Origin of the sequence: Vibrio chagasii (assembly GCA_041879415.1) — a bacterium.
In the GTDB taxonomy this organism is placed as follows: domain Bacteria; phylum Pseudomonadota; class Gammaproteobacteria; order Enterobacterales; family Vibrionaceae; genus Vibrio.
Window position 1 is genome coordinate 414,538 of the sequence record CP090851.1, and the last position, 24,236, is coordinate 438,773.

General features: G+C 44.4%; 21 protein-coding genes. 11 read left to right on the forward strand and 10 right to left on the reverse strand.

The annotated features are described in order from the left end of the window. Positions 1–139: 139 nt before the first annotated feature. From L0991_01925 to nagA, 3 genes are all read right to left on the reverse strand, one after another. The gene (locus L0991_01925) at positions 140–1,726 is read right to left on the reverse strand and encodes a cation:proton antiporter (protein ID XGB62845.1); all 1,587 of its coding nucleotides are present in this window, start codon (positions 1,724–1,726) and stop codon (positions 140–142) included. 84 nt (positions 1,727–1,810) lie between these two features. After that, positions 1,811–3,025 carry an ROK family transcriptional regulator gene (locus L0991_01930; GenBank protein ID XGB62846.1) on the reverse strand — a complete coding sequence of 405 codons (1,215 nt, stop codon included), beginning with the start codon at positions 3,023–3,025 and terminating at the stop codon, positions 1,811–1,813. 2 nt (positions 3,026–3,027) lie between these two features. Continuing rightward, a complete protein-coding gene (nagA, locus tag L0991_01935) occupies positions 3,028–4,164 on the reverse strand; it encodes an N-acetylglucosamine-6-phosphate deacetylase (GenBank protein ID XGB62847.1) in 1,137 nt (378 codons plus the stop codon). 517 nt (positions 4,165–4,681) lie between these two features. Between nagA and nagE the strand changes: the two genes are divergently transcribed. Then, a complete protein-coding gene (nagE, locus tag L0991_01940; GenBank protein XGB63831.1) occupies positions 4,682–6,196 on the forward strand; it encodes an N-acetylglucosamine-specific PTS transporter subunit IIBC in 1,515 nt (504 codons plus the stop codon). Positions 6,197–6,498: 302 nt separating this feature from the next. Further along, a complete protein-coding gene (glnS, locus tag L0991_01945; GenBank protein XGB62848.1) occupies positions 6,499–8,166 on the forward strand; it encodes a glutamine--tRNA ligase in 1,668 nt (555 codons plus the stop codon). Positions 8,167–8,273: 107 nt separating this feature from the next. Here glnS and L0991_01950 read toward each other — a convergent pair whose 3' ends face one another. Both L0991_01950 and fcrX read right to left on the reverse strand, forming a co-directional pair. Further along, positions 8,274–8,903 (reverse strand): type II secretion system GspH family protein, encoded by a 630-nt coding sequence (locus L0991_01950; protein ID XGB62849.1) that lies wholly within the window; start codon positions 8,901–8,903, stop codon positions 8,274–8,276. A 42-nt stretch (positions 8,904–8,945) separates the two neighbouring features. Further along, the gene (gene fcrX, locus L0991_01955) at positions 8,946–9,395 is read right to left on the reverse strand and encodes a ferric iron uptake transcriptional regulator FcrX (GenBank protein XGB62850.1); all 450 of its coding nucleotides are present in this window, start codon (positions 9,393–9,395) and stop codon (positions 8,946–8,948) included. Positions 9,396–9,602: 207 nt separating this feature from the next. Here fcrX and L0991_01960 point away from each other — a divergent pair, with 207 nt between their 5' ends. Beyond that, a complete protein-coding gene (locus L0991_01960) occupies positions 9,603–10,109 on the forward strand; it encodes a DUF4442 domain-containing protein (protein ID XGB62851.1) in 507 nt (168 codons plus the stop codon). A gap of 110 nt (positions 10,110–10,219) precedes the next feature. On the opposite strand, the gene fldA is transcribed toward L0991_01960, so the two are convergent. The 3 genes from fldA to L0991_01975 form a co-directional block, all read right to left on the reverse strand. After that, positions 10,220–10,753 carry a flavodoxin FldA gene (fldA, locus tag L0991_01965; GenBank protein ID XGB62852.1) on the reverse strand — a complete coding sequence of 178 codons (534 nt, stop codon included), beginning with the start codon at positions 10,751–10,753 and terminating at the stop codon, positions 10,220–10,222. Positions 10,754–10,811: 58 nt separating this feature from the next. After that, positions 10,812–11,030 carry a DUF2788 domain-containing protein gene (locus L0991_01970; protein XGB62853.1) on the reverse strand — a complete coding sequence of 73 codons (219 nt, stop codon included), beginning with the start codon at positions 11,028–11,030 and terminating at the stop codon, positions 10,812–10,814. 108 nt (positions 11,031–11,138) lie between these two features. Beyond that, positions 11,139–11,900, reverse strand: coding sequence for an alpha/beta fold hydrolase (locus L0991_01975; protein XGB62854.1), 762 nt, complete (start codon positions 11,898–11,900; stop codon positions 11,139–11,141). Between the two features lie 93 nt (positions 11,901–11,993). Here L0991_01975 and seqA point away from each other — a divergent pair, with 93 nt between their 5' ends. Both seqA and pgm read left to right on the forward strand, forming a co-directional pair. Beyond that, entirely contained in the window at positions 11,994–12,533 is a 540-nt protein-coding gene (gene seqA, locus L0991_01980; protein ID XGB62855.1) for a replication initiation negative regulator SeqA, read from the forward strand. 92 nt (positions 12,534–12,625) lie between these two features. Next, positions 12,626–14,272 (forward strand): phosphoglucomutase (alpha-D-glucose-1,6-bisphosphate-dependent), encoded by a 1,647-nt coding sequence (gene pgm / locus L0991_01985; protein XGB62856.1) that lies wholly within the window; start codon positions 12,626–12,628, stop codon positions 14,270–14,272. Between the two features lie 113 nt (positions 14,273–14,385). Here pgm and L0991_01990 read toward each other — a convergent pair whose 3' ends face one another. After that, positions 14,386–15,144, reverse strand: coding sequence for a DUF1853 family protein (locus tag L0991_01990; protein XGB63832.1), 759 nt, complete (start codon positions 15,142–15,144; stop codon positions 14,386–14,388). A 115-nt stretch (positions 15,145–15,259) separates the two neighbouring features. Between L0991_01990 and L0991_01995 the strand changes: the two genes are divergently transcribed. Continuing rightward, a complete protein-coding gene (locus L0991_01995) occupies positions 15,260–16,018 on the forward strand; it encodes a Nif3-like dinuclear metal center hexameric protein (protein ID XGB62857.1) in 759 nt (252 codons plus the stop codon). A 372-nt stretch (positions 16,019–16,390) separates the two neighbouring features. Here L0991_01995 and L0991_02000 read toward each other — a convergent pair whose 3' ends face one another. Continuing rightward, positions 16,391–17,680, reverse strand: a complete 1,290-nt coding sequence (locus L0991_02000) for a citrate synthase (protein XGB62858.1) — start codon at positions 17,678–17,680, stop codon at positions 16,391–16,393. Between the two features lie 417 nt (positions 17,681–18,097). Here L0991_02000 and sdhC point away from each other — a divergent pair, with 417 nt between their 5' ends. The 5 genes from sdhC to sucA all read left to right on the forward strand — a co-directional run bounded on the left by sdhC (position 18,098) and on the right by sucA (position 24,233). After that, positions 18,098–18,490 carry a succinate dehydrogenase cytochrome b556 subunit gene (gene sdhC, locus L0991_02005; protein ID XGB62859.1) on the forward strand — a complete coding sequence of 131 codons (393 nt, stop codon included), beginning with the start codon at positions 18,098–18,100 and terminating at the stop codon, positions 18,488–18,490. Then, positions 18,484–18,828, forward strand: a complete 345-nt coding sequence (gene sdhD / locus L0991_02010; protein XGB62860.1) for a succinate dehydrogenase, hydrophobic membrane anchor protein — start codon at positions 18,484–18,486, stop codon at positions 18,826–18,828. Before sdhC ends, sdhD begins: the two co-directional genes overlap by 7 nt. Further along, positions 18,829–20,595: a succinate dehydrogenase flavoprotein subunit gene (sdhA, locus tag L0991_02015; GenBank protein XGB62861.1), complete on the forward strand. Its 1,767-nt coding sequence runs from the start codon at positions 18,829–18,831 to the stop codon at positions 20,593–20,595. A 12-nt stretch (positions 20,596–20,607) separates the two neighbouring features. After that, positions 20,608–21,318, forward strand: a complete 711-nt coding sequence (locus tag L0991_02020; GenBank protein ID XGB62862.1) for a succinate dehydrogenase iron-sulfur subunit — start codon at positions 20,608–20,610, stop codon at positions 21,316–21,318. A gap of 98 nt (positions 21,319–21,416) precedes the next feature. Continuing rightward, on the forward strand, positions 21,417–24,233 hold the full coding sequence (gene sucA / locus L0991_02025; protein ID XGB62863.1) for a 2-oxoglutarate dehydrogenase E1 component: 2,817 nt from the start codon (positions 21,417–21,419) through the stop codon (positions 24,231–24,233). Positions 24,234–24,236: the final 3 nt, after the last annotated feature.

The window sequence follows — 24,236 nt, forward strand, 5'->3', positions numbered from 1 at the left end:
AGGGTGTTATGTTAGAAATTATTTAATTAATTTGTTGTTTTAGTGTTTGGTATCTAAATGCAGTCTGTTTTTTGAACGAAAACCCCTCAAAAGTGCGAAAATTCACAGTCTTGAGAGGTTTTGTTAAAGGAGGTTTGGGTTAGATTTTATTGATGTTTGGGTTTAATTGCTCACAAACGTGGCGAGCAAAACCACTACCGGCTTCGCTATAGATGTTAAACGCCGCATCAACACCATTTTCTTTCAAAGTATCTAGTTGGTCAGGGTATTCAGCGATAGCTGCAATCTGCCCTTTAAAGTTACGTGACTTTAATTGCTCCAAAGCGGTTTGATTACCTTGGTGATGAGGCATAGCTAAGATAACCAGTTTTACATTTGCGGTATCCAGAATACGCTCCCAGAAATCTGGGTCGGTCGCGTCGCCAGAAATCACGTTTCTACCGTGGCTTCTATGGGTATGTGCAGCTTCTTCACGAACTTCGACCCCCAAACTTACCTTACCGTAGCGTGAACGTAATTCATCATAAGCACCGGTACCAATTCGTCCCATACCAAGAATAAGTACTTGAGCACGACCCGGGTCAATTCGCTTATCACGTTGATGAAGCTTTTCTGCTGCGTGCTCTTTTAACCATTTACCGGATTGTTGGTAAAGCTTGTGGCCTGCACGGTTTAGAGGTGCTGCAACTAGGAAAGAAAGTGATACTGCAATCGCGACGGCAACTAAGATATCGCCAGACATCCATCCCATCTTAAAGGCAAGGCCACCAACGATTAAGCCAAACTCACTGTAGTTAAACAGTGATAGTGAAGCGAGCAACGAAGTACGAACGCGGAACTTGAAGCGATTAAGTACCAAGAAGTAAAGCACGCCTTTCACTGGTAACAGCAACAAGAACAGTACCGCTAGCATAAAGCCTTGAATGGTGGGCTGTTCTGATAAGCCAATATTTAAGAAGAAACAGACAAGAAACAGCTCTTTCAGGTTAAACAGTGATTTTGATAGCTCTGAAGCTTTTCGATGACCCGCGAGCAACATACCTAGGATAAGAGCTCCTAAATCTGGCTTCATACCCACCAATTGGAAGAGTCCAGCACCGACAACCAAAGCGAAGAAAATGCCGAATAGGACTAACATTTCACCGTGGCCAACCCAATCTAGCACTTTGTAGAACAGTGGACGTAGGAATGGCAACGCAAATAGAGCAATTGCGTACCATTCAGGCAGCTTGCCTGTTGAAGCGGTAAGAAAGACGACAGCGAAAATATCTTGCATGACCAAGATACCAATTGCCAAGGTGCCGTAGGTGGCATTCATTTCCCCTTTCTCTTGCAGAGACTTTACCGCAAATACGGTACTGGAGAATGATAGGGCGAAGCCGAGAAGAACAATTTGCTCGACTGACATAGCTGCCAGTGACGAAATGCCAAGGAACTTAAAACCGAATAGGGCGACGGCAAAAAACAGAGTGGATAAAAGGTTATGTATTGTGGCGCCGGCCCAGATCTCTTTAGAGAGTAGGGTTTTGATATCTAGCTTCAAGCCGATGGTGAATAGGAGCAGGGTGACACCGAGATCAGCCAAAGTAATGATGGTCTCATTGGTTTCGAAACCAAAGGCAAAAAGCCCAAAGCCCGCAACCAAAAAACCAACCAGTGGGGGAAGGTGACACTTTAAAGCAATAAATCCTGCGATAAACGCAGTGGATATTAATATAAGTTCCATAACTTGTTGTTGTTGTTCCCTAGCTTAAAAAAACGGGCCGTGTTTTTACAAACACGGCCCGCGGAAAATCAGAATTATTGTTCTTTAATCTTCAAGTAGCTTCTGCAGTAACACACCGTTGAGCATGGCGCGCTTGATCATAGCAAAAGCTCCCATCGTAGGATGTTTATCGATCTGTGATGCTACAATAGGCAGGCCGCTATGGAAAGTCGTTAGCGACTGATTCTCTACATTGCGCTTAATTGCAGGGAAAACAATCTCTTGTGCCTTAGTAATATCACCAGCGATGATCACTTTTTGAGGGTTAAATAGGTTGATCGTCATCGCGATCGCTTTACCTAACTGGTTTCCTACTCGAACCAAGCTCTGCTTAGCCAACTCGTCACCATTCATTGCGTGGTCGCACACGTCTTGAATAGTAATACGCTCAAGCTCGGTTAAAGAAGACTCGTAGCCTTGTTTAATCAGTTTTTGCACGCGCTCAACGATTGCAGGGTTTGCCGCTACCGTTTCAAGACAACCAAAGTTACCACATTGGCACTGTTCACCAAGTGGATCGATTTGGATATGACCGATTTCACCGACGTTACGGTTATGACCTAAGAAAACCTGACCGTTAACGATAATACCTGCACCAGTACCGCGGTGAACACTCACTAAGATAGAGTCTTGGCTGTCTTGGCTCGCGCCAAAGTAGTGCTCCGCTAATGCCATTCCGCGAACATCGTTGCCAACAAAACAAGCGACATGGAATGTGTCGCGAATAATGTCGCTTAATGCAAGGTTATCGATGTCTGTATTTGGCATGTACTCGACGACACCCGTCGTCGGGTTAACTAAGCCTGGAAGGGTCACGCCAATCGCAATCAGCTGATCGATTTTCGGTTGGTGTTCAGCGATGAAGGCCTTGAGTGTATTGACCAAGCCTTGAGTAAGGTCTGACTGATCTGAATAGTTAAGGTCTTGCTGTTGGAAAGCCAATTCACGACCACCAAGATCATGAAGGCTAACTTGAATGTAGTCTCTCCCTAAGCGCACAGCGATAGAGTGAAAAGGCTCTACTTCTGTGGTTAGAGAGATAGCGCGTCTACCGCCAGTAGACGCTTGCTGTGCGACCTCTTTAATTAGGCCGCGCTCTAATAGTTGGCGGGTAATTTTTGTAACACTTGCCGGTGCGAGTTGGCTTACATCAGCCACTTGTATACGACTAATAGGCCCTTGTTGGTCTATAAGTCGGTATACCGCCGCACTGTTTAGTTGTTTAACTAAGTCTACGTTACCTATTTGTCCGCCATTCATACTTAATTGTGCTCGTATTGTCCATTAACAACCGTCGCTTTAACGTTAAAGTCTCGGTCAAATACAGCTAGGTTTGCAACCATGCCTTTTTTGATTCGACCTAGCTTGCTTTCTACACCGATAGCTGTAGCTGGGTATAGTGTAGCCATGCGAAGAGCTTCGTCTAAAGCGATACCAGCGTGCTCAACTGTGTTCTGAACTGCTTCAATCATAGTCAGAGCTGAGCCGCCCAGTGTGCCGTTTTCATCAACACACTTACCATCTCGGTAATATACTTTCTTACCGACAAAAATAAAGTATTCCATGTCAGCACCTGCAGGAGCTGTGGCATCCGTCACTAATACCAACTTTTCTCCCTTGATTTTATGCGCAATTCTGATGTTTGCGTAATCAACGTGGAAGCCGTCGGCGATGATGCCTGCATACACCTCAGGTGTATCATAAATAGCGCCAACCACACCTGGTTCACGACCAACCATAGGTGTCATTGCATTGAATAGGTGCGTTGCGAATGTGATACCAGATTCGAAACCTTGGCGTGCTTCTGCATAAGTTGCGTTGGTATGACCGATCGAAACGACAACACCAGCTTTGTGTAGACGCTCGATATGCTCTGGGTCGTTCAGCTCAGGAGCAAGTGTTACTTTCGCAACAAGGTCACTGTTCTCACAGATAAGCTCAATCATCTCGCTGTCAGACTTACGAATATGATCAACGCTGTGAATGCCTTTTTTCGCAACGTTTAGGTATGGACCTTCAAGGTGAAGACCTAAAGATTGGTTCTGGTATTGGTTATGATATTCACGAGCTGCCGTAATAACTGCGCGCATGTCTTCATCTGAAGAAGTAATCAGAGTAGGCAAGAAGCTAGTACAGCCTGATTTTAGGTTTGCTTTGTGCATGATCTGCATTGTTTCTGCAGTGATTTCATCGTTCAACATCACGCCACCACAACCGTTCAGTTGTAGGTCAATGAAACCCGGGCTTAGGTTTGCACCGTCTAGGTCACGAACCTCGATACCTTCTGGTAATTCAGAGATAGGGCAGACTTTTTTGATCAGTTCGTTTTCGATTACTACAGCATGATCGGTTAGAACATCACTACCAGTGTAAATTTTACAGTTACTTAGCGCGTACATAGTCAGCTAATCCTTATTTCGTCAGATCTTTTAAATTCGTTCGTTACCTAAATGTTGACTTAGTTTGCGAGCATCATTTACGTAACGATTTAACTTTTATGGGCAAACGGCTTCAAAGTGGGAAGCGATTTTAAGTGTTTGAAAAATATGTGAACAATTCATTGTTTTTATGAGTTTGGGTTAAAAATATCAGTAAGTTAGCTAGCTTTTAATGCCGAAAATAACTCACTTTTGACCCAATAGTTAGATTTGGATTTTATCTATAAATGTTCATTTTTTTGAATGATAAAATAAGTTTTATGATCTCGCTAGCAAAAACCTCTGGATTTGGTGAAAACTGGTGATTACGATCACAAATGGTAAGGTTTTAATTTGCGGAGCAAAATTAATTGAATACACTGAATAGGACTAAATTGAGCGACTAAAATAAGTTTCTCAAACGAATTCTAAAAAATCCTATAGGGGGAAACAACTGGTGAATATTCTAGGATATGCACAGAAGCTAGGTAAGGCGTTAATGCTACCTATCGCAACGCTTCCGATTGCGGCGCTTCTATTACGTTTAGGTCAAGGCGATCTACTTGATATTCCATTTATGGCGCAAGCTGGTGGTGCTATCTTCGGTAACCTACCATTGCTATTTGGTCTAGGTATCGCGATTGGTCTTTCTAAAGACGGTAACGGCGCAGCTGGTCTTGCTGGTGCAGTTGCTTACTTCGTTCTAACAGCGACAGCAACAACAATTAACGCTGACGTTAACATGTCTTTCTTCGGCGGTATCTTCGCAGGTATCATCGCAGGTCACTCTTACAACGCTTTCCATGCTACACGCCTTCCTGAGTGGCTGGCATTCTTCGCTGGTAAACGTTTAGTACCAATCATGGCTGGCCTATTTGCACTTGTTGCAGGTGCTGTGTCTGGTGTGGTTTGGCCTGGTGTTCAATCTGGTCTAGACGCACTGGCTCACGCAGTATCAACGTCTGGCGCTATCGGTCAATTCGTTTACGGTACTCTTAACCGTGCACTTATCCCTGTAGGTCTACACCACGTATTGAACTCGTACTTCTGGTTCGGTATGGGTACATGTCAAGAAATCATCGTTGCTGGTCAAGGCGCATTCGCTAACATCACTCAACTTTGTGTTGACCCATCACTAGCTAAAACTCTAGTTGTTGGCCAAGAGCACACATTCACATTCGCTAACTCTGTAACTCCAGAAATCACTACTGTTGTTAAAGAAGTAACTGACACTGTTAAATCTGGCGACCTACACCGTTTCTTCGGTGGCGATAAAGGCGCTGGCGTATTCATGAACGGTTTCTTCCCAGTAATGATGTTCGGTCTACCAGGTGCTGCACTTGCAATGTACCTAGCTGCTCCTGCTGAAAAACGTAGCCAAGTTGGTGGTGCACTATTCTCAGTAGCATTCTGTTCATTCCTAACAGGTATCACAGAGCCGCTAGAATTCATGTTCGTATTCCTAGCTCCTGCTCTATACGCAATGCACGCTGTATTCACTGGTCTGTCTCTAGTAGTTGCTAACATGTTTGGTACTCTGCACGGTTTCGGTTTCTCTGCTGGTCTTATCGACTTCGTATTGAACTGGGGTCTAGCAACTAAACCTCTAGTACTTCTAGCAATCGGCCTTGGCTTCGGTGCTCTATACTTCTTCACATTCTCTTTCGCAATCCGCGCTTTCAACCTGAAATCGCCTGGTCGTGAAGATGATGACGCTGCAGCGACTCCAGCTGGCGAAGCTCCAAAAGGCGACCTTGCACGTCAATACCTGAAAGCTCTAGGTGGTCACGAGAACCTAACTTCAATCGACGCTTGTATCACACGTCTACGTCTAACTCTTAAAGACCGCTCTGTTGCTGACGAAGCAGTTCTTAAGAAACTAGGTGCTAAAGGTGTTGTTAAGCTAGGTGAAAACAACCTACAAGTTATCCTAGGCCCTCTTGCTGAAATCGTAGCTGGCGAAATGAAAGCTATCGGTGCAGGTGAAGACCTATCTGATGTAAAACTTCCATAGTAGGGAAGTACTTAACTGAGCAGTAATTAATACTCTCAAGTAAGTGTCAAATTGAAAGCCTCCCATCTGGGGGGCTTTTTTGTATCTGCATCGTGAGGACAAGTGAGAAGGTTCGTTCTATTCTTCATCGAATAGCAGAAATAATCGCAATTAACTGATGGTTCTTATTGTGCAAAGGCTAAGAATTGTGGATGATTAGCAACAATGATCTTTCTACCTAGGGTGAGCGCTAAAAGTGGCGTTTTGCTAGGAGAGGGAAGATAACTTTCTCTGACAATACTAAATACATAGAGGTGCTATAGATGAGTGAAGCTGAGGCTCGTCCATCGAATTTCATTCGCCAAATTATCGATAAAGATTTAGCGGATGGTACACACAGTAGCGTGCATACTCGTTTCCCGCCGGAGCCAAATGGTTACCTGCACATCGGTCACGCTAAATCTATTTGCTTGAATTTTGGTATTGCTCAGGACTACCAGGGACAATGTAATCTTCGTTTCGATGATACAAACCCTGAAAAAGAAGACGTTGAATACGTTGAGTCAATTAAGAATGATGTAAGCTGGTTAGGCTTCGAATGGTCTGGTGACATTTGTTACTCATCAAACTACTTCGATACGCTTTACGCTTATGCTGTGGAATTAATTAATAAAGGCTTAGCGTACGTTGACGAGCTAAGTCCTGAGCAGATCCGCGAATACCGTGGCACGCTAAAAGAGCCAGGTAAAGCAAGCCCATACCGCGACCGCAGCCCTGAAGAAAACCTAGCGCTATTTGAAAAAATGCGTGACGGTGGCTTTGAAGAAGGTAAAGCGTGTCTACGTGCTAAGATCGACATGAGCTCGTCATTCATGGTAATGCGTGATCCTGTTATTTACCGTGTTCGTTTTGCTCACCACCATCAGACAGGTGACAAATGGTGCATTTACCCAATGTACGATTTCACTCACTGTATCTCTGATGCGCTGGAAGGTATTACGCATTCTATCTGTACTCTTGAATTCCAAGACAACCGTCGTTTGTACGACTGGGTTCTAGATAATATTACGATCGATTGCCAACCTCGTCAGTACGAGTTCAGCCGTCTGAATCTTGAATACACAGTGATGTCTAAGCGTAAGCTAAACCAACTTGTGGTTGAAAATCTAGTTCAAGGTTGGGATGACCCACGTATGCCAACTATCTCTGGTTTACGCCGTCGTGGTTTCACTTCTGCGTCTATTCGTGAATTCTGTAAGCGTATCGGTGTGACTAAACAAGAGAACATGATTGAGTTCGGTTCACTTGAGTCTTGTATCCGTGATGACTTGAACGAAAATGCACCTCGTGCAATGGCTGTTCTAGATCCGGTTAAGATCGTGATTGAAAACTACGATGCAGACAAAGTAGAAACACTAACGGTCGCTAACCATCCGAACAAGCCTGAAATGGGCACTCGTGAAGTACCATTTACTCGTGAAGTTTGGATCGAGCGTGATGACTTCCGTGAAGAAGCAAACAAGAAGTACAAGCGTTTGGTTCTAGGTAAAGAAGTTCGTCTACGCGGTGCTTACGTAATTAAAGCAGAACGTATCGAGAAAGATGCAGAAGGCAACATTACAACTATCTTCTGTTCTTACGATGACGAGACGCTAGGTAAGAACCCAGCAGATGGCCGCAAAGTGAAGGGTGTTATCCACTGGGTATCTGCTGATAAAGCACTGCCAGCTGAGATTCGTCTATACGATCGTCTATTTACTGTGGCAAACCCTGCCGCTGCGGATGATTTTGCTGCAACGATCAACCCAGAGTCTCTGGTTAAGTTGAACGGTTTTGTTGAGCCTAGCCTAGCGGAAGCCGCTGCAGAGCAAGGTTTCCAATTTGAGCGTACAGGTTACTTCTGTGTTGATTCAAAAGACTCTAAAGCAGATGCGTTGGTATTCAACCGCACGGTTGGCCTACGTGATACTTGGGGTAAAGCTGAAGCATAATTGTTAACGCTAATAAGCTATCTAATAAAAACCGGCCTAGTGCCGGTTTTTTTGTGACTGTATATACTGCTAATGAGGATTAAATTTCGATTGCTTCTAATGTGGTATCAGATATCTTCTGGTCGAGAATTGGTGATCTCCCCAGTGCGGGAGTTGTACCAAAACACGTATTCGGCTCTGTCTGGGTTCCTGTGTTGACCCTCTGCGGTATAGATGTAGTAGCAAAGTGCTTGAGCGGTCTCTGAGCCACCCTCTTTAGTTAAAAAGGTTAGGTTTTGGCGGCGTGAGACAAAATCGAATCCATCAAAATTATCTCTATCTGTTGTGACGGTTAGATCGGTATTCATGATCGCGTCCCAAATAGCGACACACCCCTGATGACCTTTACCTATATTGTAGGGAGCGCCCATCGGAGAGTTTTTATCGACACCTAAAGGGTAGCCTTCATCATTCATATCCAATTGAGGGTTGCCGTTGGCATCTTCTCCAAAGCCAGGTAGGTCGTTCATTTCTGAATTACCGCCGCCATTCACAAGCCATTTGCTGTGAGCAAACGTAATCGCACTTTGAAACTGAGATTGAGCGCCATTGAAAATAGCAATTCGGCTATCACTTTGCAGATTGAGAAAGCGCGGAAGTGCAACAACAGAAAGCACGGTTATGATCACAATCACAACCAGTAGCTCTATCAGGGTAAATGCTTTTATATGCGGTCGCTTTCTGTATGAGTCGTTCATGATAGCTACAAATAAAAAACGCTGACCGAAGTCAGCGTTTTTTTAATTTTTCGGTTTGTGCGCGTCTGGGTTACCTTTGCAATCACCCGTCATGCTTTTACCGTAAAGGTATAAACTGTGGTTCGTTAGCTGAACGTTGTAACGCTTCGCTATCTCTTTTTGTCTCTCTTCGATGATGTCATCAGAGAACTCGATAACTTCGCCACAATCTAGACATACTAGGTGATCGTGGTGGTGCTGTGTTGAAAGTTCGAATACAGACTTACCGCCTTCAAAATGGTGGCGAGTTACAATGCCAGCGTCATCGAATTGGTTTAATACTCGATAAACGGTCGCAAGCCCGATCTCTTCACCTAAGTCGATCAGCTTTTTATATAAATCTTCAGCACTAATATGTTGGCAGTCTGGTTGTTGTAATACTTCTAAAATTTTGAGCCTTGGGAGGGTCACTTTAAGACCAGCATCTTTTAGCGCTTGATTATTGTCTGACATATACTTTCCTGTTGATGATCTGCAGCAATTAACAGAATTCAATATTAATACCATTATAGTTTAGTCAGGCATAACAATAAACCACGAACTTCAAAGGGTTACTAATCAACATCACAATCTGTTTTGTAAATTGGAAGTATCTCACTTATAGTGGAGGTACGACCAGTCAAGGTGGCGGTAATTCTAATATGAACACGGAATGTTGTTATGAATAAGCAACTTGCAAAAATATACAAACCAAACATCGTAAAATTCGCTCTTAATATATGGCCTCCATTTTGGGGAGCAGGGATAAAGATAGCCCATATTAGTTCGGATTTTAGGGTAGTAAAAACAGTGCTTAAGTTGCGCTGGTGGAACAAAAATGCCAATCGTACTCAGTATGGCGGTAGCATATTTTCCCTAACGGATCCTGTTTACTCATTGATGTTAATGGGAATTTTAGGTGAAAGGTATTATGTGTGGGACAAAGAGGCGAGCATTAACTTCATCAAACCTGGTCAGTCAGATCTGTATGCAGACTTTGAAATAAGCCAAGGTCAGCTTGATGAGATTTACCGTCAGACTCAACTTGGTGAGAAGTGTTTTCCCGAGTTTATTATCTATGTCAAAGATAAACAGGGTAATGTGGTCTCAGAAATTCAGCGTACGCTTTATGTCAGAAAGAAGCCGCAATTCAGAGATGATGACGAAGCACTAGAAGCAGAGTGCTAATTTAGATGAACAGATCTTATATAGACAAATAGAAAAAAACCTCCAATTAGGAGGTTTTTTTCTATCTAGAGAGTTGTCACTAATTGTAACAATGGACAACTGCCAGAGAATTAGTCTTCAAGCTCTGCTAGGCACATCTCTTCGTGGATTTGTTTAACCCAGTTAGATACACGCTCATCAGTTAGCTCTGGTTGACGGTCTTCATCGATACATAGACCAACGAACTGGCTGTCATCGCCTTCAACTAGACCTTTCGATGCTTCGAACTCGTAGCCTTCAGTAGAAGTGTAACCTAGGATAGTACCGCCTTTCGCTTCAACGATGTCACGGATAGTACCCATAGCATCACAGAAGTATTCTGCGTAATCTTCTTGGTCACCACAACCAAAGATAGCAACAAGCTTAGTTGAGAAATCAATAGCTTCTAGCTCTGGGAAGAAATCATCCCAATCACATTGTGCTTCGCCGTAGTACCACGTAGGGATACCAAGCAGCAGTAGATCGAAGTTATCGATATCTTCTTTGCTGCTTTTTGCAATGTCTTGAACGTGAACGAGCTGTTTGCTCAATTGCTTTTGAATCATCTTAGCAACAGCTTCAGTGTTACCTGTATCGCTACCAAAGAAGAGACCTACACTTGCCATAGAATCATTACCTTTCATTTTGTCTGTTGTCGGTGTAATAAAGTTCGGAGGGGAATCGTTAGATCCCGGTTCCTTCCCAGCTTAGTTGGATTATCCCTTTGGCGATAAAACCTGCACAGCCAAGGAAAAGTACTAACCACACAATGCGACGACCAAATGGAGGAACATTTCCTTGCTTGAGAACGTCCTTAATTGCCATACCGATCAAAAAGAAAATCGCGGCAAATAGGAGATCTAAACCAACAGATTCAATGATGTTCATGTAGTCGTAAAGCATGGGAACCTTATATACCAATTTTGCTTGGGCGCACTATATCACTGTTGCGAGATAAAGTTAATGTGCAGTGATTACTCAGCTCTCATTTATCTGCATGAAAAAGCGCACTTAAGCGATGAATTTTCGAATTGCTCTTAGCACTTCAGCAGGCTTTTCTGCGTGTAGCCAGTGGCCCGTATTCGCAATAACGTGCGCCTTTGCATTAGAAAATTGCTGTTGGACCGCAGTTTGGTGCTCAGCCGTGAGGTAGTCAGAATCCCCACCTTTTATTAGCAAGGTTTTGACTGAGGTTTTGTCGATCGGTTCCCAACCAATGATGTGTGCATAGTTGGCGAGCAGTGATGCGACGTTAAAGCGCCACTCCATAATGCCTTGTTCTGACTTAAACAGTGACTTCGTTAAGAATTGGCGAACACCGTCTATTTCGATATGCTTGGCGAGTACTTTAAGTGCTTCGGCACGAGATACTGGCTTTTCTTCAATGACAGCTTGTAGGCCGGCGAATACGTTGTCGTGACGGCTTTGGGTGTAAGCGACCGGTGCCATGTCCAATACAATCAGTTTGCGCAGCTCTAGATGTTGGGTAAGCGCCATAGCAACTTTGCCGCCCATCGAGTGACCAATCACAGTAACATCATTCAGATCGAGATCTTTCAACAGCTGAGCGACATCTTGTGCCATCGCTTGGTAATTATGAGTATCACTGTGGAAGGATTGTCCGTGGTTACGAAGATCGATACTCAGTACCTGATGATCGACTTTTAGATCCCTGGCCAGCAAGCCTAGGTTGTCCAGATTACCGAATAATCCATGGATCAAAACTATGGTGTGACCCTCACCTTCGATTTTATAGTTGAGCTGTACTGACATTTTTATCTTATTCATGGTGGGTTTGACGTAGAGTATCCGCGCGGATCTCGCTATAATCTCCCTGAGTTTAAACATTGAGATTGTGAAAAGCGAATGAAAACAATTGAGGTTGATGAGGACCTATACCGTTTTATTGCGGGTCAGACAGAACGTATTGGCGAAAGCGCTTCAGATATTCTGCGCCGCTTGTTACAGGTTGATAGCCAAGGCATGGCTCCGATCGAAGAGATCGTAGAGCCGAAAGGTATCGTTGTTAGCAAAGAGGTAGGCTTTACTCCAGAGAAATTCGATGGCGTTAAAGAAATGCGCTCACTACTAATATCAGATGAGTTTGCGTCACTAAAGAAAGCCATTGATCGTTTCATGTTGGTGTTATCAACACTGCATAAAATCGACCCTGAAAGCTTTTCAGAAGCAACTCAAGTAAAAGGCCGTAAGCGTGTTTACTTTGCAGACAACGAAGCGACGTTGCTAGCAAACGGCAACACAACTAAGCCTAAAGCCATTCCACAAAGTCCTTTTTGGGTTATTACAAATAATAATACTAGCCGTAAAAGACAGATGGTTGAGCAGCTTATGAGCCGCATGAATTTCCAAGCAGAATTGATCGAAAAAGTAACAGGTTCAATTTAACGAAATCTGATTTAAACCTCATAATATCCATGGATAAGAAGATATTATGAGGTTTTTTTGTTTTTAAATTTTATATATAAGGATGTCGAAAAATGGCTATGCACCCTCGTGCTGGGCAAAAAGCTCAGCAGGAAGATCTTCATAATATTCCGGCTTTAGTGGCTAACTATTTCTTACAGCAACCGGATGCGACTAACCCAGACCACAAAGTACTGTTCGGTACTTCAGGTCACCGCGGTACAGCAGACAAATCAACATTCAACGAAAACCACATTCTAGCGATTGCACAAGCAGTGGCTGAAGTGCGTGCTGAGCAAGGTACAACAGGTCCACTTTTCTTAGGTAAAGATACACACGCGCTATCTGAACCTGCGTTTTCTACGGTAATCGAAGTACTTGTAGCGAACGGTGTTGAAGTTATTATTCAAGAAAACAATGGCTTTACTCCAACACCTGGTATCTCGCACGCGATTCTTACGCACAACCTAGTGAATGACAAAAAAGCCGATGGTATTGTTATCACACCTTCACACAACCCACCTCAAGACGGCGGTATCAAATACAACCCGACACACGGTGGCCCTGCTGAAGCGGAGCTAACGCAAGCTATTGAAGATCGTGCGAACGTTATTATTTCTGAGCAAATGCAAGGTGTTAAACGTACGCCTATTGCACAGGCTAAACAGTCTGAATTAGTGAAAGAAGTCGACCTAGTTGCTCCATACGTTGCTGATTTAGTTAACGTGGTTGATATGGAAGCTATCCAGAAAGCGAACATCAAAATTGGTGTGGATCCTCTGGGCGGAAGCGGCATCGATTACTGGCGTCAAATTGGTAAAGCGTACAACTTAGACCTTACTTTGGTAAGTGAAGCGGTTGACCCTTCTTTCCAATTCATGTCTCTAGATAAAGATGGCGTGGTTCGTATGGACTGTTCTTCACCATACGCAATGGCAGGCTTGCTAGCGCTTAAAGATGAGTACGCACTAGCGTTTGGTAACGACCCTGATTACGATCGTCACGGTATTGTTACGCCTAAAGGCCTGATGAACCCTAACCACTTCCTAGCGGTTTGTATCGACTACCTATACCGTAACCGTGAAGGTTGGGGTAAAGAGGTTGCTGTTGGTAAAACTTTGGTATCAAGTGCATTGATTGACCGTGTTGTTGCTGATCTAGGTCGTGAACTTTGTGAAGTGCCAGTTGGTTTCAAATGGTTTGTTGATGGCTTATACAACGGTCAGTTTGGTTTCGGTGGCGAAGAGAGTGCGGGTGCATCTTTCTTACGTAAAGACGGAACGCCGTGGTCAACAGATAAAGATGGTCTAATCCTTTGCCTATTGGCGGCTGAGATCACCGCGGTAACGGGTAAGAATCCACAAGAGTACTATGAAGAGCTAGCTGCTAAACACGGTGAATCTAAGTACAACCGTATTCAAGCGGTAGCAAATGGTGCACAAAAAGACGTGCTTAAGAAGCTATCTCCAGAGATGGTATCTGCTGAAACACTTGCTGGTGATGCGATTACTGCTCGCTTGACACATGCTCCAGGTAATGGCGCTGCAATTGGTGGCCTTAAAGTGACAACTGAGAATGGTTGGTTTGCTGCTCGTCCATCAGGCACGGAAGACATCTACAAGATCTACTGTGAAAGCTTTAAAGGTGAAGAGCACCTAAAAGCAATTGAAGCAGAAGCTCAAGAGATTGTTAACCAAGTATTTTCTGCTGCAGGTCTATAATCGAATACGATTCATAGAGTTATAAAGCAAAGAATGGAAGGGTTGATGTGAAAGCATCAGCCCTTTTTAGTTGGCCGGATTGTGAATAAGAAAGGAAGGATAAACGAGAGCGTCTAACCATGTGGCCAACTTTGTGGCATCACAAACCAGAATTGACCAGACTTAGTTTGCGCATGAACGAAGCGGTCACCAAATTCGGTGATAGGTTCACCACTGAAATCATCCGTTCCTGCGGCCCATTGCTCTTTGGTTAGAGGGTAGAGTGCTTCGGTGATCTGGTGTGCCTGATTTTGATAGCACCAAAATCCGTTTACTTGGCTTGGGTTAATGTCGTAGCCCAAACACTCTGTAGGTACGTTTTGTTCTAAAAATGGGTTGGTATAGAGACGACCTTGCATCAAAAGATGTTTTGAGTCGACATCGATCTCTGGGTACTGCTCAACAAAGGCGGTTGAAGAGGACATACCAAGCTGGTGGCTGAGCATTCTATCGAGCTTCTTGTCTAATTGGTCATGAGAGTTTGGACCAAACCATGTTTGCTCGTGAAGGAGGTAAAACTTAATTGCCACTTCCCAGTGTTCTAATTTTTGGTTGTTTGTTTCTTCCAGGATAAAGTCGATTGCGCCGAGTGTTCTTCCCTCAACATTAATCTGAATTTCATCATGCTTGATTGAATAATTATCCGAAGTGGTGATGACTTGTTCACATAGGTGTTGGTAGAGGAAGCCTAACCTAGGGTTACCATTATAAGTGTGGGCGTCATCGATCTTTTGGTGATTTGAGAACACTGTGAGATCAGAAATGGGCGGCTTGATTTCTAGTAGCGGTGGCGAGCTAATCACCCATTGGTAAAAGCGTTGCAGTTCGGTCATCGGTTCCTCGTAAACTTCAGTCATCTGTTCTCTAGAAACAGAGTGGAAGGGCTTTCGACATTCTACCCGTAAATTGATATAACGACGTTATTATAAAGGTAAGCTGGAAATAAAAATGAATAACTTACAATTAGAAAAGCTACTTAACGAAAAACTGCAGCCACAGCAGATTAAAGATTACTGCCCAAACGGTCTTCAAGTAGAAGGCAGTGCTGAGGTAAAGCGTATCGTTACTGGTGTAACGGCTTCGCAAGCTTTGATTAATAAAGCGGTTGAGCTAAAGGCTGACGCTTTGTTAGTTCACCATGGTTTCTTTTGGAAAGGTGAGCCGGAAGCGATTCGCGGCATGAAAGGTAAGCGTATTCGTACGTTGATTAAAAACGATATCAACCTAATAGGCTACCACCTTCCTCTTGATATTCACCCTGAGCTTGGTAACAACGCCAAACTGGCAGAGTTACTTGAGATCGATGTTGAAGGTGGTTTGGAAGGGCACCCTCAGTCAGTCGCTATGTTCGGTAGATTGAAGACACCAATGACTGGTTCTGAGTTTGCAGCAAAAATTGATCAAGTGTTGAATCGTAAGCCGCTACACATTGCTCCTGAAAACGCAGATAAAATGATTGAGACAGTAGGTTGGTGTACTGGCGGTGGCCAAGATTACATTGAGCTTGCTGCTTCTCAAGGTATCGATGCATTTATCTCTGGTGAAATTTCTGAGCGCACAACTTACTCGGCTCGTGAGCAAGACATTCATTACTTTGCTGCGGGTCATCACGCCACTGAGCGCTACGGTGTTAAAGCACTAGGTGAGTGGTTAGCAAAAGATCACGGCTTGGATGTTGAGTTTATCGATATCGATAATCCGGTATAAGAGCAGATACGGGATTAGGGATGCGAGTAGAGAGTGTCCCTTAAACCTTTGAGGAGCTTCGTAAGTTTCTATATACGCTTCGTGAGATCCCCAACTCACTCGTCCCTCGCTCTTGGGGATGACGAGAGACTATAAATTTGTATCCGTCGATATGATGCGCGAGTCAGAAGGTTAAAGGGTCATAGCAGAATCCGTCATTCCCTAGACTGACGAAGGAGGGAGTAGGGAATCTCTTTGGGCTGTCTACTCGTTGAATGAGATCCCCAACTCACTTGCTCCTCGTTCTTGAGGATGACAGAGTTGCGAGCATATAAAAGAAAAGGGTTGATGCTTTCGCATCAACCCTTTTTAACAATCATACTTTAATCACAATTATTCACGTTCGTGAAGTGCTTTAAAGTCACGTTGCTCTTCACCAGTGTATAGCTGACGAGGACGACCGATACGGTTTGTTGGGTCGCTGTGCATTTCGTTCCAATGTGCAATCCAACCGATAGTACGAGACATCGCGAAGATTACTGTAAACATAGACACTGGAATGCCGATAGCTTTCAGAATGATACCTGAGTAGAAGTCTACGTTCGGGTATAGCTTCTTAGAAACAAAGTACTCATCAGAAAGAGCGATACGCTCAAGTTCCATTGCTACGTCAAGTAGTGGATCTTGGATGTTTAGCTCTTTAAGTACTTCGTGACACGCTTCGCGCATTACTGTTGCACGTGGATCGTAGTTCTTGTAAACGCGGTGACCGAAGCCCATCAAACGGAATGGGTCATCTTTGTCTTTCGCTTTTGCAACATACTCTTCGATGTTATCTACGCTACCGATCTCTTCAAGCATACGTAGACATGCTTCGTTTGCACCACCGTGAGCAGGGCCCCAAAGTGACGCGATACCTGCTGCGATACAAGCAAACGGGTTAGCACCAGATGAACCAGATAGACGTACTGTAGATGTAGAAGCGTTTTGTTCGTGGTCTGCGTGTAGGGTGAAAATCTTATCCATTGCACGAGCTACGATAGGGTTCACTTCGTACTCTTCACATGGGTTTGCAAACATCATGTGTAGGAAGTTTTCTGCGTAGCTTAGGTCGTTGCGTGGGTAGATAAACGGCTGACCAATAGAATATTTGTAACACATTGCTGCCAGTGTTGGCATTTTTGAAATTAGACGGTAAGCCGCAATTTCACGGTGTGTATCGTTGTTGATATCAAGTGAGTCGTGGTAGAACGCAGCTAGAGCGCCTACTACACCACACATTACAGCCATAGGGTGAGCATCACGACGGAAGCCGTGGAAGAAACTAGCAATTTGCTCGTGTACCATAGTGTGACGTGTCACGGTAGTCTTGAACTTTTCGTATTCAGCTCGAGATGGGGCTTCACCGTAAAGAAGTATGTAACATACTTCTAAGTAATCAGCGTTATTGGCAAGTTGGTCAATTGGATAACCACGGTGTAAAAGGATACCTTTACCACCGTCAATAAAAGTGATTTGAGACTCACAAGATGCAGTGGCAAGAAAACCAGGGTCAAAAGTGAAAAAACCATTAGAACCTAGTGTACGAACATCGATCACTGGAGTACCTAGTACACCTTCTGTAATCGGCAGCTCGATTGGCGCTTGACCTTCAATGTGAAGGGTAGCTTTCTTATCCGCCATAACAATCTCCTTTGTTTATTATTTAATCCGTCCAGGATGTTTATGTGCCATTTTTTTACTGGTCTTACGTGGGAAAGTCAATTTTTCTGCAGCTTTGTGTGCACTTGTTAGTGTTTTTTACATTAAATTCGTTAAAAATCTGGTCTGTGTAGCATTATTTGTTACATCAATTGTATTAGAATGTTGCCGACCGTATAGTGGCGATGAAAAATTTGGTTAAAACCTTATAAATGCAAGGCTAAGAAGAAATGTGAGGTGTCTATCTTAATCTTGTTGTTAACAATTATTTTACAATTATCTAAGGCTCAACTTCAGTTATTTGTTAAGTTAATGTTAAATTTTGAAGGTTTGCGATCAAATTTTGTCCATAACAATATCATAAGGTTATTTAATGACCATAATGCTCAATGGAGCTGAGTGAGCAAGCCCGTGAAAGAAAGAAAGACAAGACCTGTTAATTTAGATTTACAGACCATCCACTTTCCGATCACTGCAATAGCTTCCATCCTACACCGTGTGTCTGGGGTGATTACTTTTGTTGCGATTGGAATTTTGCTTTGGTTACTATCCATTTCCCTCTCATCCCCAGTAGGCTTTATGGAAGCTAGCGACATTGTCGACGGTTTCTTCGTGAAGTTTATTCTGTGGGGCATTTTAACCGCTTTGGCTTACCACATTGCTGGTGGTATTCGTCACCTTCTTATGGACTTAGGTCACTTTGAAGAGCTGGAATCTGGCGCGAAGAGCGCTAAGGTTGCATTCGCAGCGACAGCGGTATTGTCTCTACTAGCGGGGATCTTAGTATGGTAAACAACGTTTCGACATTTGGCCGTAATGGCGTTCACGATTTCTTATTGATTCGTGCAACTGCAATCATTATGACGCTATATACAATTTATTTGGTGAGCTTTTGTGCCTTCACCGATATCTCTTACGTATCATGGACTCAGTTCTTTGGTGGAACCTTCACTAAAGTATTTACCATGTTAGCGCTTACTTCGGTTCTTGTTCACGCTTGGATCGGTCTATGGCAAGTGCTAACCGACTACATCAAGTGCGCTAAACTGCGTGTTGGCCTTCAAGTAGGTGTAGTTGCGGTTCTTCTTGGATATTTCTTCTCTGGTCTGTTTATTTTGTGGGGTGCGTAAGTGACTATTCCTGTTCGTGAGTTTGATGCCGTAGTTATCGGCGCTGGTGGTGCTGGTATGCGTGCCGCACTGCAAATTTCAGAGCAAGGCCTATCATGTGCATTGCTTTCTAAAGTTTTCCCAACTCGTTCTCATACCGTATCTGCTCAAGGTGGTATTACGGTTGCGTTAGGTAATGCGCACGAAGATCACTGGGAACAACACATGTACGACACAGTAAAAGGTTCTGATTACATCGGTGACCAAGATGCTATCGAATACATGTGTAAAAATGGCCCAGAATCAGTTATCGAACTAGAAAAGATGGGTCTTCCATTTTCTCGTTTCGACAACGGCACCATTTACCAACGTCCTTTTGGTGGCCAATCGAAAAACTTTGGTGGTGAGCAAGCGGCTCGTACCGCTGCAGCAGCTGACCGTACTGGTCACGCATTGCTACACACGCTTTACCAACAAAATATTAAACATAAGACAACTGTGTTCTCTGAGTGGTACGCGCTTGATCTTGTGAAGAACGAAGACGGTGCCATTCTTGGTACAACAGCACTTTGCATGGAAACAGGCGAAGTATGCTACTTCAAAGCTAAAGCAACGATCCTAGCGACTGGCGGTGCTGGTCGTATCTACGCATCGACAACTAACGCACACATCAATACTGGTGATGGTGTTGGTATGGCGATTCGTGCTGGCGTTCCAATGCAAGATATCGAAATGTGGCAGTTCCACCCAACGGGTATTGCTGGCGCTGGTGTTCTTGTAACAGAAGGCTGTCGTGGTGAAGGTGGTTATCTTCTAAATAAAGACGGCGAACGTTTCATGGAACGTTACGCTCCAAATGCGAAAGACTTAGCGGGTCGTGACGTTGTTGCTCGTTCAATGATGGTAGAAATCCGTGAAGGTCGTGGTTGTGACGGCCCTTGGGGTCCACACATCAAACTGAAACTGGACCACCTAGGTAAAGAAACACTTGAGTCTCGTCTACCTGGTGTATGTGAACTGTCTCGTACATTCGCACACGTTGATCCAGTAAAAGAGCCAATCCCAGTAATCCCAACATGTCACTACATGATGGGTGGTGTACCAACACAAGTTTCTGGCCAAGCGATTAAGCAAGGTGCAGATGGTAGCGATGTAGAAGTACAAGGTCTATTTGCTTGTGGTGAGATTGCTTCAGTATCAGTACACGGTGCTAACCGTCTAGGTGGTAACTCACTGCTTGATTTGGTTGTATTCGGTCGTGCGACAGGTCTACATCTAGGTGAGACTCTGAAGAAGCAAGCTGATGCGAAACCTGCAACGGAAGAAGATATCGCTCGTTCTCTAGAGCGCTACAACCGTTGGGAAAACAGCACAGACGGCGAAGATCCAGCACAGATCCGTAAAGATCTACAACAATGTATGCAGAACAACTTCTCTGTATTCCGTGAAGGTCAAGCAATGGCTGACGGCCTAGAAGAGCTTAAAGCGATTCGTGAGCGTCTGAAGAATGCACACCTTTCAGATAAGTCTACTGAGTTCAACACGCAGCGTATTGAGTGTCTAGAGCTTGAAAACCTAATGGAAACAGCTTACGCGACAGCTGTGGCGGCAAACTACCGCACAGAAAGCCGTGGTGCACATGCTCGTTTTGACTTCCCTGATCGTGATGATGAGCAATGGCTATGCCACACGCTTTACAATCCTGAGTCAGAAAGCATGACTAAGCGTAACGTAAACATGGAACCTATCCATCGTGAAGCGTTCCCGCCAAAAGCACGTACGTACTAAGGAGACATGACCATGAAACTGAATTTCTCTTTATACCGTTACAATCCAGATGTCGACCAAAAGCCTTACATGAAGGAATACACCCTAGAGGTGGATGAAGGTTCAGACATGATGCTTCTGGATGCGCTTATTCTATTGAAAGAACAAGATCCGACGATCGCTTTCCGCCGCTCATGCCGTGAAGGTGTATGTGGTTCGGATGGTCTGAACATGAACGGTAAAAACGGTCTAGCGTGTATCACGCCTCTATCTGCTTTGAAAGGCGATAAGATTGTGATTCGCCCGCTGCCTGGCTTACCAGTTGTTCGTGACCTGATTGTCGACATGACTCAGTTCTACGATAACTACGAAAAAGTAAAACCGTTCCTAGTGTCAGATGGTAATACACCACCGGCACGTGAAAACTTACAAAGCCCTGATGAGCGTGCTCATTTAGATGGACTGTACGAATGTATCATGTGTGCATGTTGTACAACGTCATGCCCATCGTTCTGGTGGAACCCTGATAAGTTCATTGGACCAGCAGGCCTACTTGCCGCGTACCGTTGGCTAATTGATAGCCGAGATACTGCGACAGATGAACGTTTGTCTGATCTTGATGATGCATTTAGCGTTTTTCGTTGCCATGGCATCATGAATTGTGTAAGTGTTTGTCCTAAGGGATTAAATCCGACGAAAGCGATTGGTCACATCAAGACCATGTTAGTGAATCGTTCGGTTTAAGTTATAAAAAAAATTGCCGCCCTAGAAGTTTTGGGGCGGCCTTTTAATAGCTCGGCATAGACCGCAGCAAACGTGAAAACTACTGGTTAAGGGAAAATATGCACAACGGCGTGATGAAGGCATGGCTCGAGTCTTCACACTTGGCTGGCGCCAATGCAACGTACGTAGAAGAACTCTATGAACTGTATCTAAGTGACCCCGATTCGGTAAGTGACGAATGGAGAAGTGTTTTTGAAGAATTGCCTGTGCAAGCTTCAGAAGCGGTGGAACAACCACACTCTCGTGTTCGTGAATACTTCCGTCGACTCGCTCAAGAAACAAAGCATTACAGTGTCCAAGTTAGTGATCCAGATGTCGATGCGAAACAAGTAAAAGTTCTGCAACTGATTAATGCTTATCGATTCCGAGGGCATCAAGCAGCAAATCTAGACCCCCTAGGTTTATGGAAGAGAGCGACAGTTGATGAACTGGACCCTTCTTTCCACACTCTTACCGAAGAAGACCTCAATGAGACGTTTAACGTCGGCTCTTACGCGATTGGCCAAGAGACGATGGTGCTTAAAGATTTACACAAATCTCTAAAGCAAACGTACTGTGGTTCGATTGGTGCTGAATACATGCACATGACTAATACAGAGCAAAAACGTTGGATTCAACAACGTTTAGAGTCTGTATCTGGTCAACCCTCTTTCAACAAAGAAGAAAAGCAAGCTTTCCTAGAAGAGCTAACGGCTGCTGAAGGTCTTGAGCGCTACCTTGGTGCGAAATTCCCAGGCGCGAAACGCTTCTCGTTGGAAGGTGGTGATGCGCTTATCCCAATGACGAAAGAGATTATTCGTCATGCTGGTGGACAAGGCATGCGTGAAGTCGTTGTTGGTATGGCTCACCGTGGCCGTCTAAACATGCTGGTTAACGTGCTTGGTAAAAAGCCGCAAGACCTGTTTGACGAATTCGCGGGTAAGCACGACGAAACGTGGGGTACTGGTGATGTGAAATACCACCAAGGTTTCTCTGCGGATTTCGCGACACCGGGCGGTAACGTTCACTTAGCACTAGCATTTAACCCATCACACTTAGAAATCGTAAACCCAGTGGTTATCGGTTCAGTACGTGCACGTCAAGATCGCCTAGGCGATACTGATGGTAGCCGTGTACTGCCAATCACGATTCACGGTGACTCAGCAATCGCTGGTCAAGGTGTTGTGCAAGAGACGTTTAACATGTCTCAAGCTCGCGGTTTCTGTGTAGGTGGTACGGTTCGCATCGTTGTAAACAACCAAGTTGGTTTTACAACATCTAACCCTCGCGACACACGTTCTACGATGTACTGTACTGATATCGCTAAGATGGTACAGGCTCCGATTTTCCACGTTAATGCTGATGATCCAGAAGCGGTTGCTTTTGTTGCTCGCTTAGCGCTGGATTACCGTAATACCTTCAAACGTGATGTCGTTATCGACCTAGTTTGTTACCGTCGTCACGGTCACAACGAAGCCGATGAGCCGAATGCAACACAGCCTTTGATGTACCAAAAAATCAAGAAGCATCCAACGCCACGTAAGCTATACGCTGATGTGCTAATGGAGCGCGGTGAGTTTGGTATTGATACAGCAACTCAACTAGTTAACGAATATCGTGATGCACTTGATCACGGTGAAGTTGTGGTTAAAGAGTGGCGCCCAATGGCACTGCACTCAGTAGACTGGTCTCCATACCTAGGTCACGACTGGAATATCGACTGGGATAACAAGGTTGATATCGAGCGTCTAAAAGAGCTTGGTACTAAGATCTGTCAATACCCAGAGAGCCACAAGCTACAAAGCCGAGTAAATAAACTGTACAACGATCGTACTGCCATGGTGAATGGTGAGAAACAAGTTGATTGGGGTATGGCTGAAACTCTGGCTTACGCAACACTTGTTGACGATGGCAAGCGTATTCGTATCTCTGGCCAAGATTCAGGCCGTGGTACTTTCTTCCACCGTCACTCAGTACTGCACAACCAATCAGACGCAAGCACGTATGTTCCTCTTGCGAACATTCATGATAAGCAGGGTCCATTCCAAGTATTTGACTCGGTATTGTCTGAAGAAGCAGTGCTAGCGTTCGAGTATGGCTACGCAACAGCAGAGCCAAGCGGTCTAACCCTTTGGGAAGCACAATTTGGTGACTTCGCAAACGGTGCACAAGTTGTTATTGACCAATTTATTTCGTCAGGTGAGCAAAAGTGGGCACGTCTATGTGGTCTAACTATGCTGCTTCCTCACGGTTATGAAGGCCAAGGCCCAGAGCACTCTTCTGCACGCCTTGAGCGTTACCTTCAATTGTGTGCTGAACAAAACATGCAGGTAGTTGTTCCTTCAACTCCAGCACAGGTTTACCACATGATTCGCCGTCAGGTTGTTCGACCAATGCGTCGTCCTCTGATTGTAATGTCACCTAAGTCATTGCTTCGTCACCCACTGTGTACGTCTTCTCTAGAAGACCTAGCAGACGGTACGTTCCAACCAGCTATCGCAGAGATTGACGATATCGCTCCTGAGAACGTAAAACGCGTCGTATTCTGTTCAGGTAAGGTTTACTTCGACCTACTTGACCAAAGACGTAAGAACGAGCAAGACGACGTTGCTATTGTTCGTATTGAGCAGCTATACCCATTCCCTTACGAGGATGTTCGCGCTGCAATTGCACAATACACAAATGTCGTTGATTACGTTTGGTGTCAAGAAGAGCCTCAGAACCAAGGTGCTTGGTACAGCAGCCAACATAACTTCCGAGCTGCTATCCCAGTAGGCGCTGATATTCAATACGCAGGTCGTCCTGCATCAGCATCACCAGCTGTAGGCTATATGTCGGTACACTTGAAACAACAAAAAGCGTTAGTAGATGACGCTCTGACCCTACCAAAGAACTAGAAG

Bases quoted from the DNA above. Each gene is read 5' to 3' on its own strand.
- fldA (XGB62852.1), bottom strand. From the start codon at position 10,753: ATGGCAAGTGTAGGTCTCTTCTTTGGTAGCGATACAGGTAACACTGAA.
- nagE (XGB63831.1), top strand. From the start codon at position 4,682: ATGCTACCTATCGCAACGCTTCCGATTGCGGCGCTTCTATTACGTTTA.
- L0991_02020 (XGB62862.1), top strand. From the start codon at position 20,608: ATGAAACTGAATTTCTCTTTATACCGTTACAATCCAGATGTCGACCAA.
- L0991_01970 (XGB62853.1), bottom strand. From the start codon at position 11,030: ATGCTTTACGACTACATGAACATCATTGAATCTGTTGGTTTAGATCTC.
- glnS (XGB62848.1), top strand. From the start codon at position 6,499: ATGAGTGAAGCTGAGGCTCGTCCATCGAATTTCATTCGCCAAATTATC.
- L0991_01960 (XGB62851.1), top strand. From the start codon at position 9,603: ATGAATAAGCAACTTGCAAAAATATACAAACCAAACATCGTAAAATTC.
- sdhD (XGB62860.1), top strand. From the start codon at position 18,484: ATGGTAAACAACGTTTCGACATTTGGCCGTAATGGCGTTCACGATTTC.
- L0991_01925 (XGB62845.1), bottom strand. From the start codon at position 1,726: ATGGAACTTATATTAATATCCACTGCGTTTATCGCAGGATTTATTGCT.
- L0991_01930 (XGB62846.1), bottom strand. From the start codon at position 3,025: ATGAATGGCGGACAAATAGGTAACGTAGACTTAGTTAAACAACTAAAC.
- L0991_01975 (XGB62854.1), bottom strand. From the start codon at position 11,900: ATGTCAGTACAGCTCAACTATAAAATCGAAGGTGAGGGTCACACCATA.
- L0991_02000 (XGB62858.1), bottom strand. From the start codon at position 17,680: ATGGCGGATAAGAAAGCTACCCTTCACATTGAAGGTCAAGCGCCAATC.
- L0991_01950 (XGB62849.1), bottom strand. From the start codon at position 8,903: ATGAACGACTCATACAGAAAGCGACCGCATATAAAAGCATTTACCCTG.
- seqA (XGB62855.1), top strand. From the start codon at position 11,994: ATGAAAACAATTGAGGTTGATGAGGACCTATACCGTTTTATTGCGGGT.
- nagA (XGB62847.1), bottom strand. From the start codon at position 4,164: ATGTACGCGCTAAGTAACTGTAAAATTTACACTGGTAGTGATGTTCTA.
- fcrX (XGB62850.1), bottom strand. From the start codon at position 9,395: ATGTCAGACAATAATCAAGCGCTAAAAGATGCTGGTCTTAAAGTGACC.
- sucA (XGB62863.1), top strand. From the start codon at position 21,417: ATGCACAACGGCGTGATGAAGGCATGGCTCGAGTCTTCACACTTGGCT.
- L0991_01990 (XGB63832.1), bottom strand. From the start codon at position 15,144: ATGACCGAACTGCAACGCTTTTACCAATGGGTGATTAGCTCGCCACCG.
- L0991_01995 (XGB62857.1), top strand. From the start codon at position 15,260: ATGAATAACTTACAATTAGAAAAGCTACTTAACGAAAAACTGCAGCCA.
- pgm (XGB62856.1), top strand. From the start codon at position 12,626: ATGGCTATGCACCCTCGTGCTGGGCAAAAAGCTCAGCAGGAAGATCTT.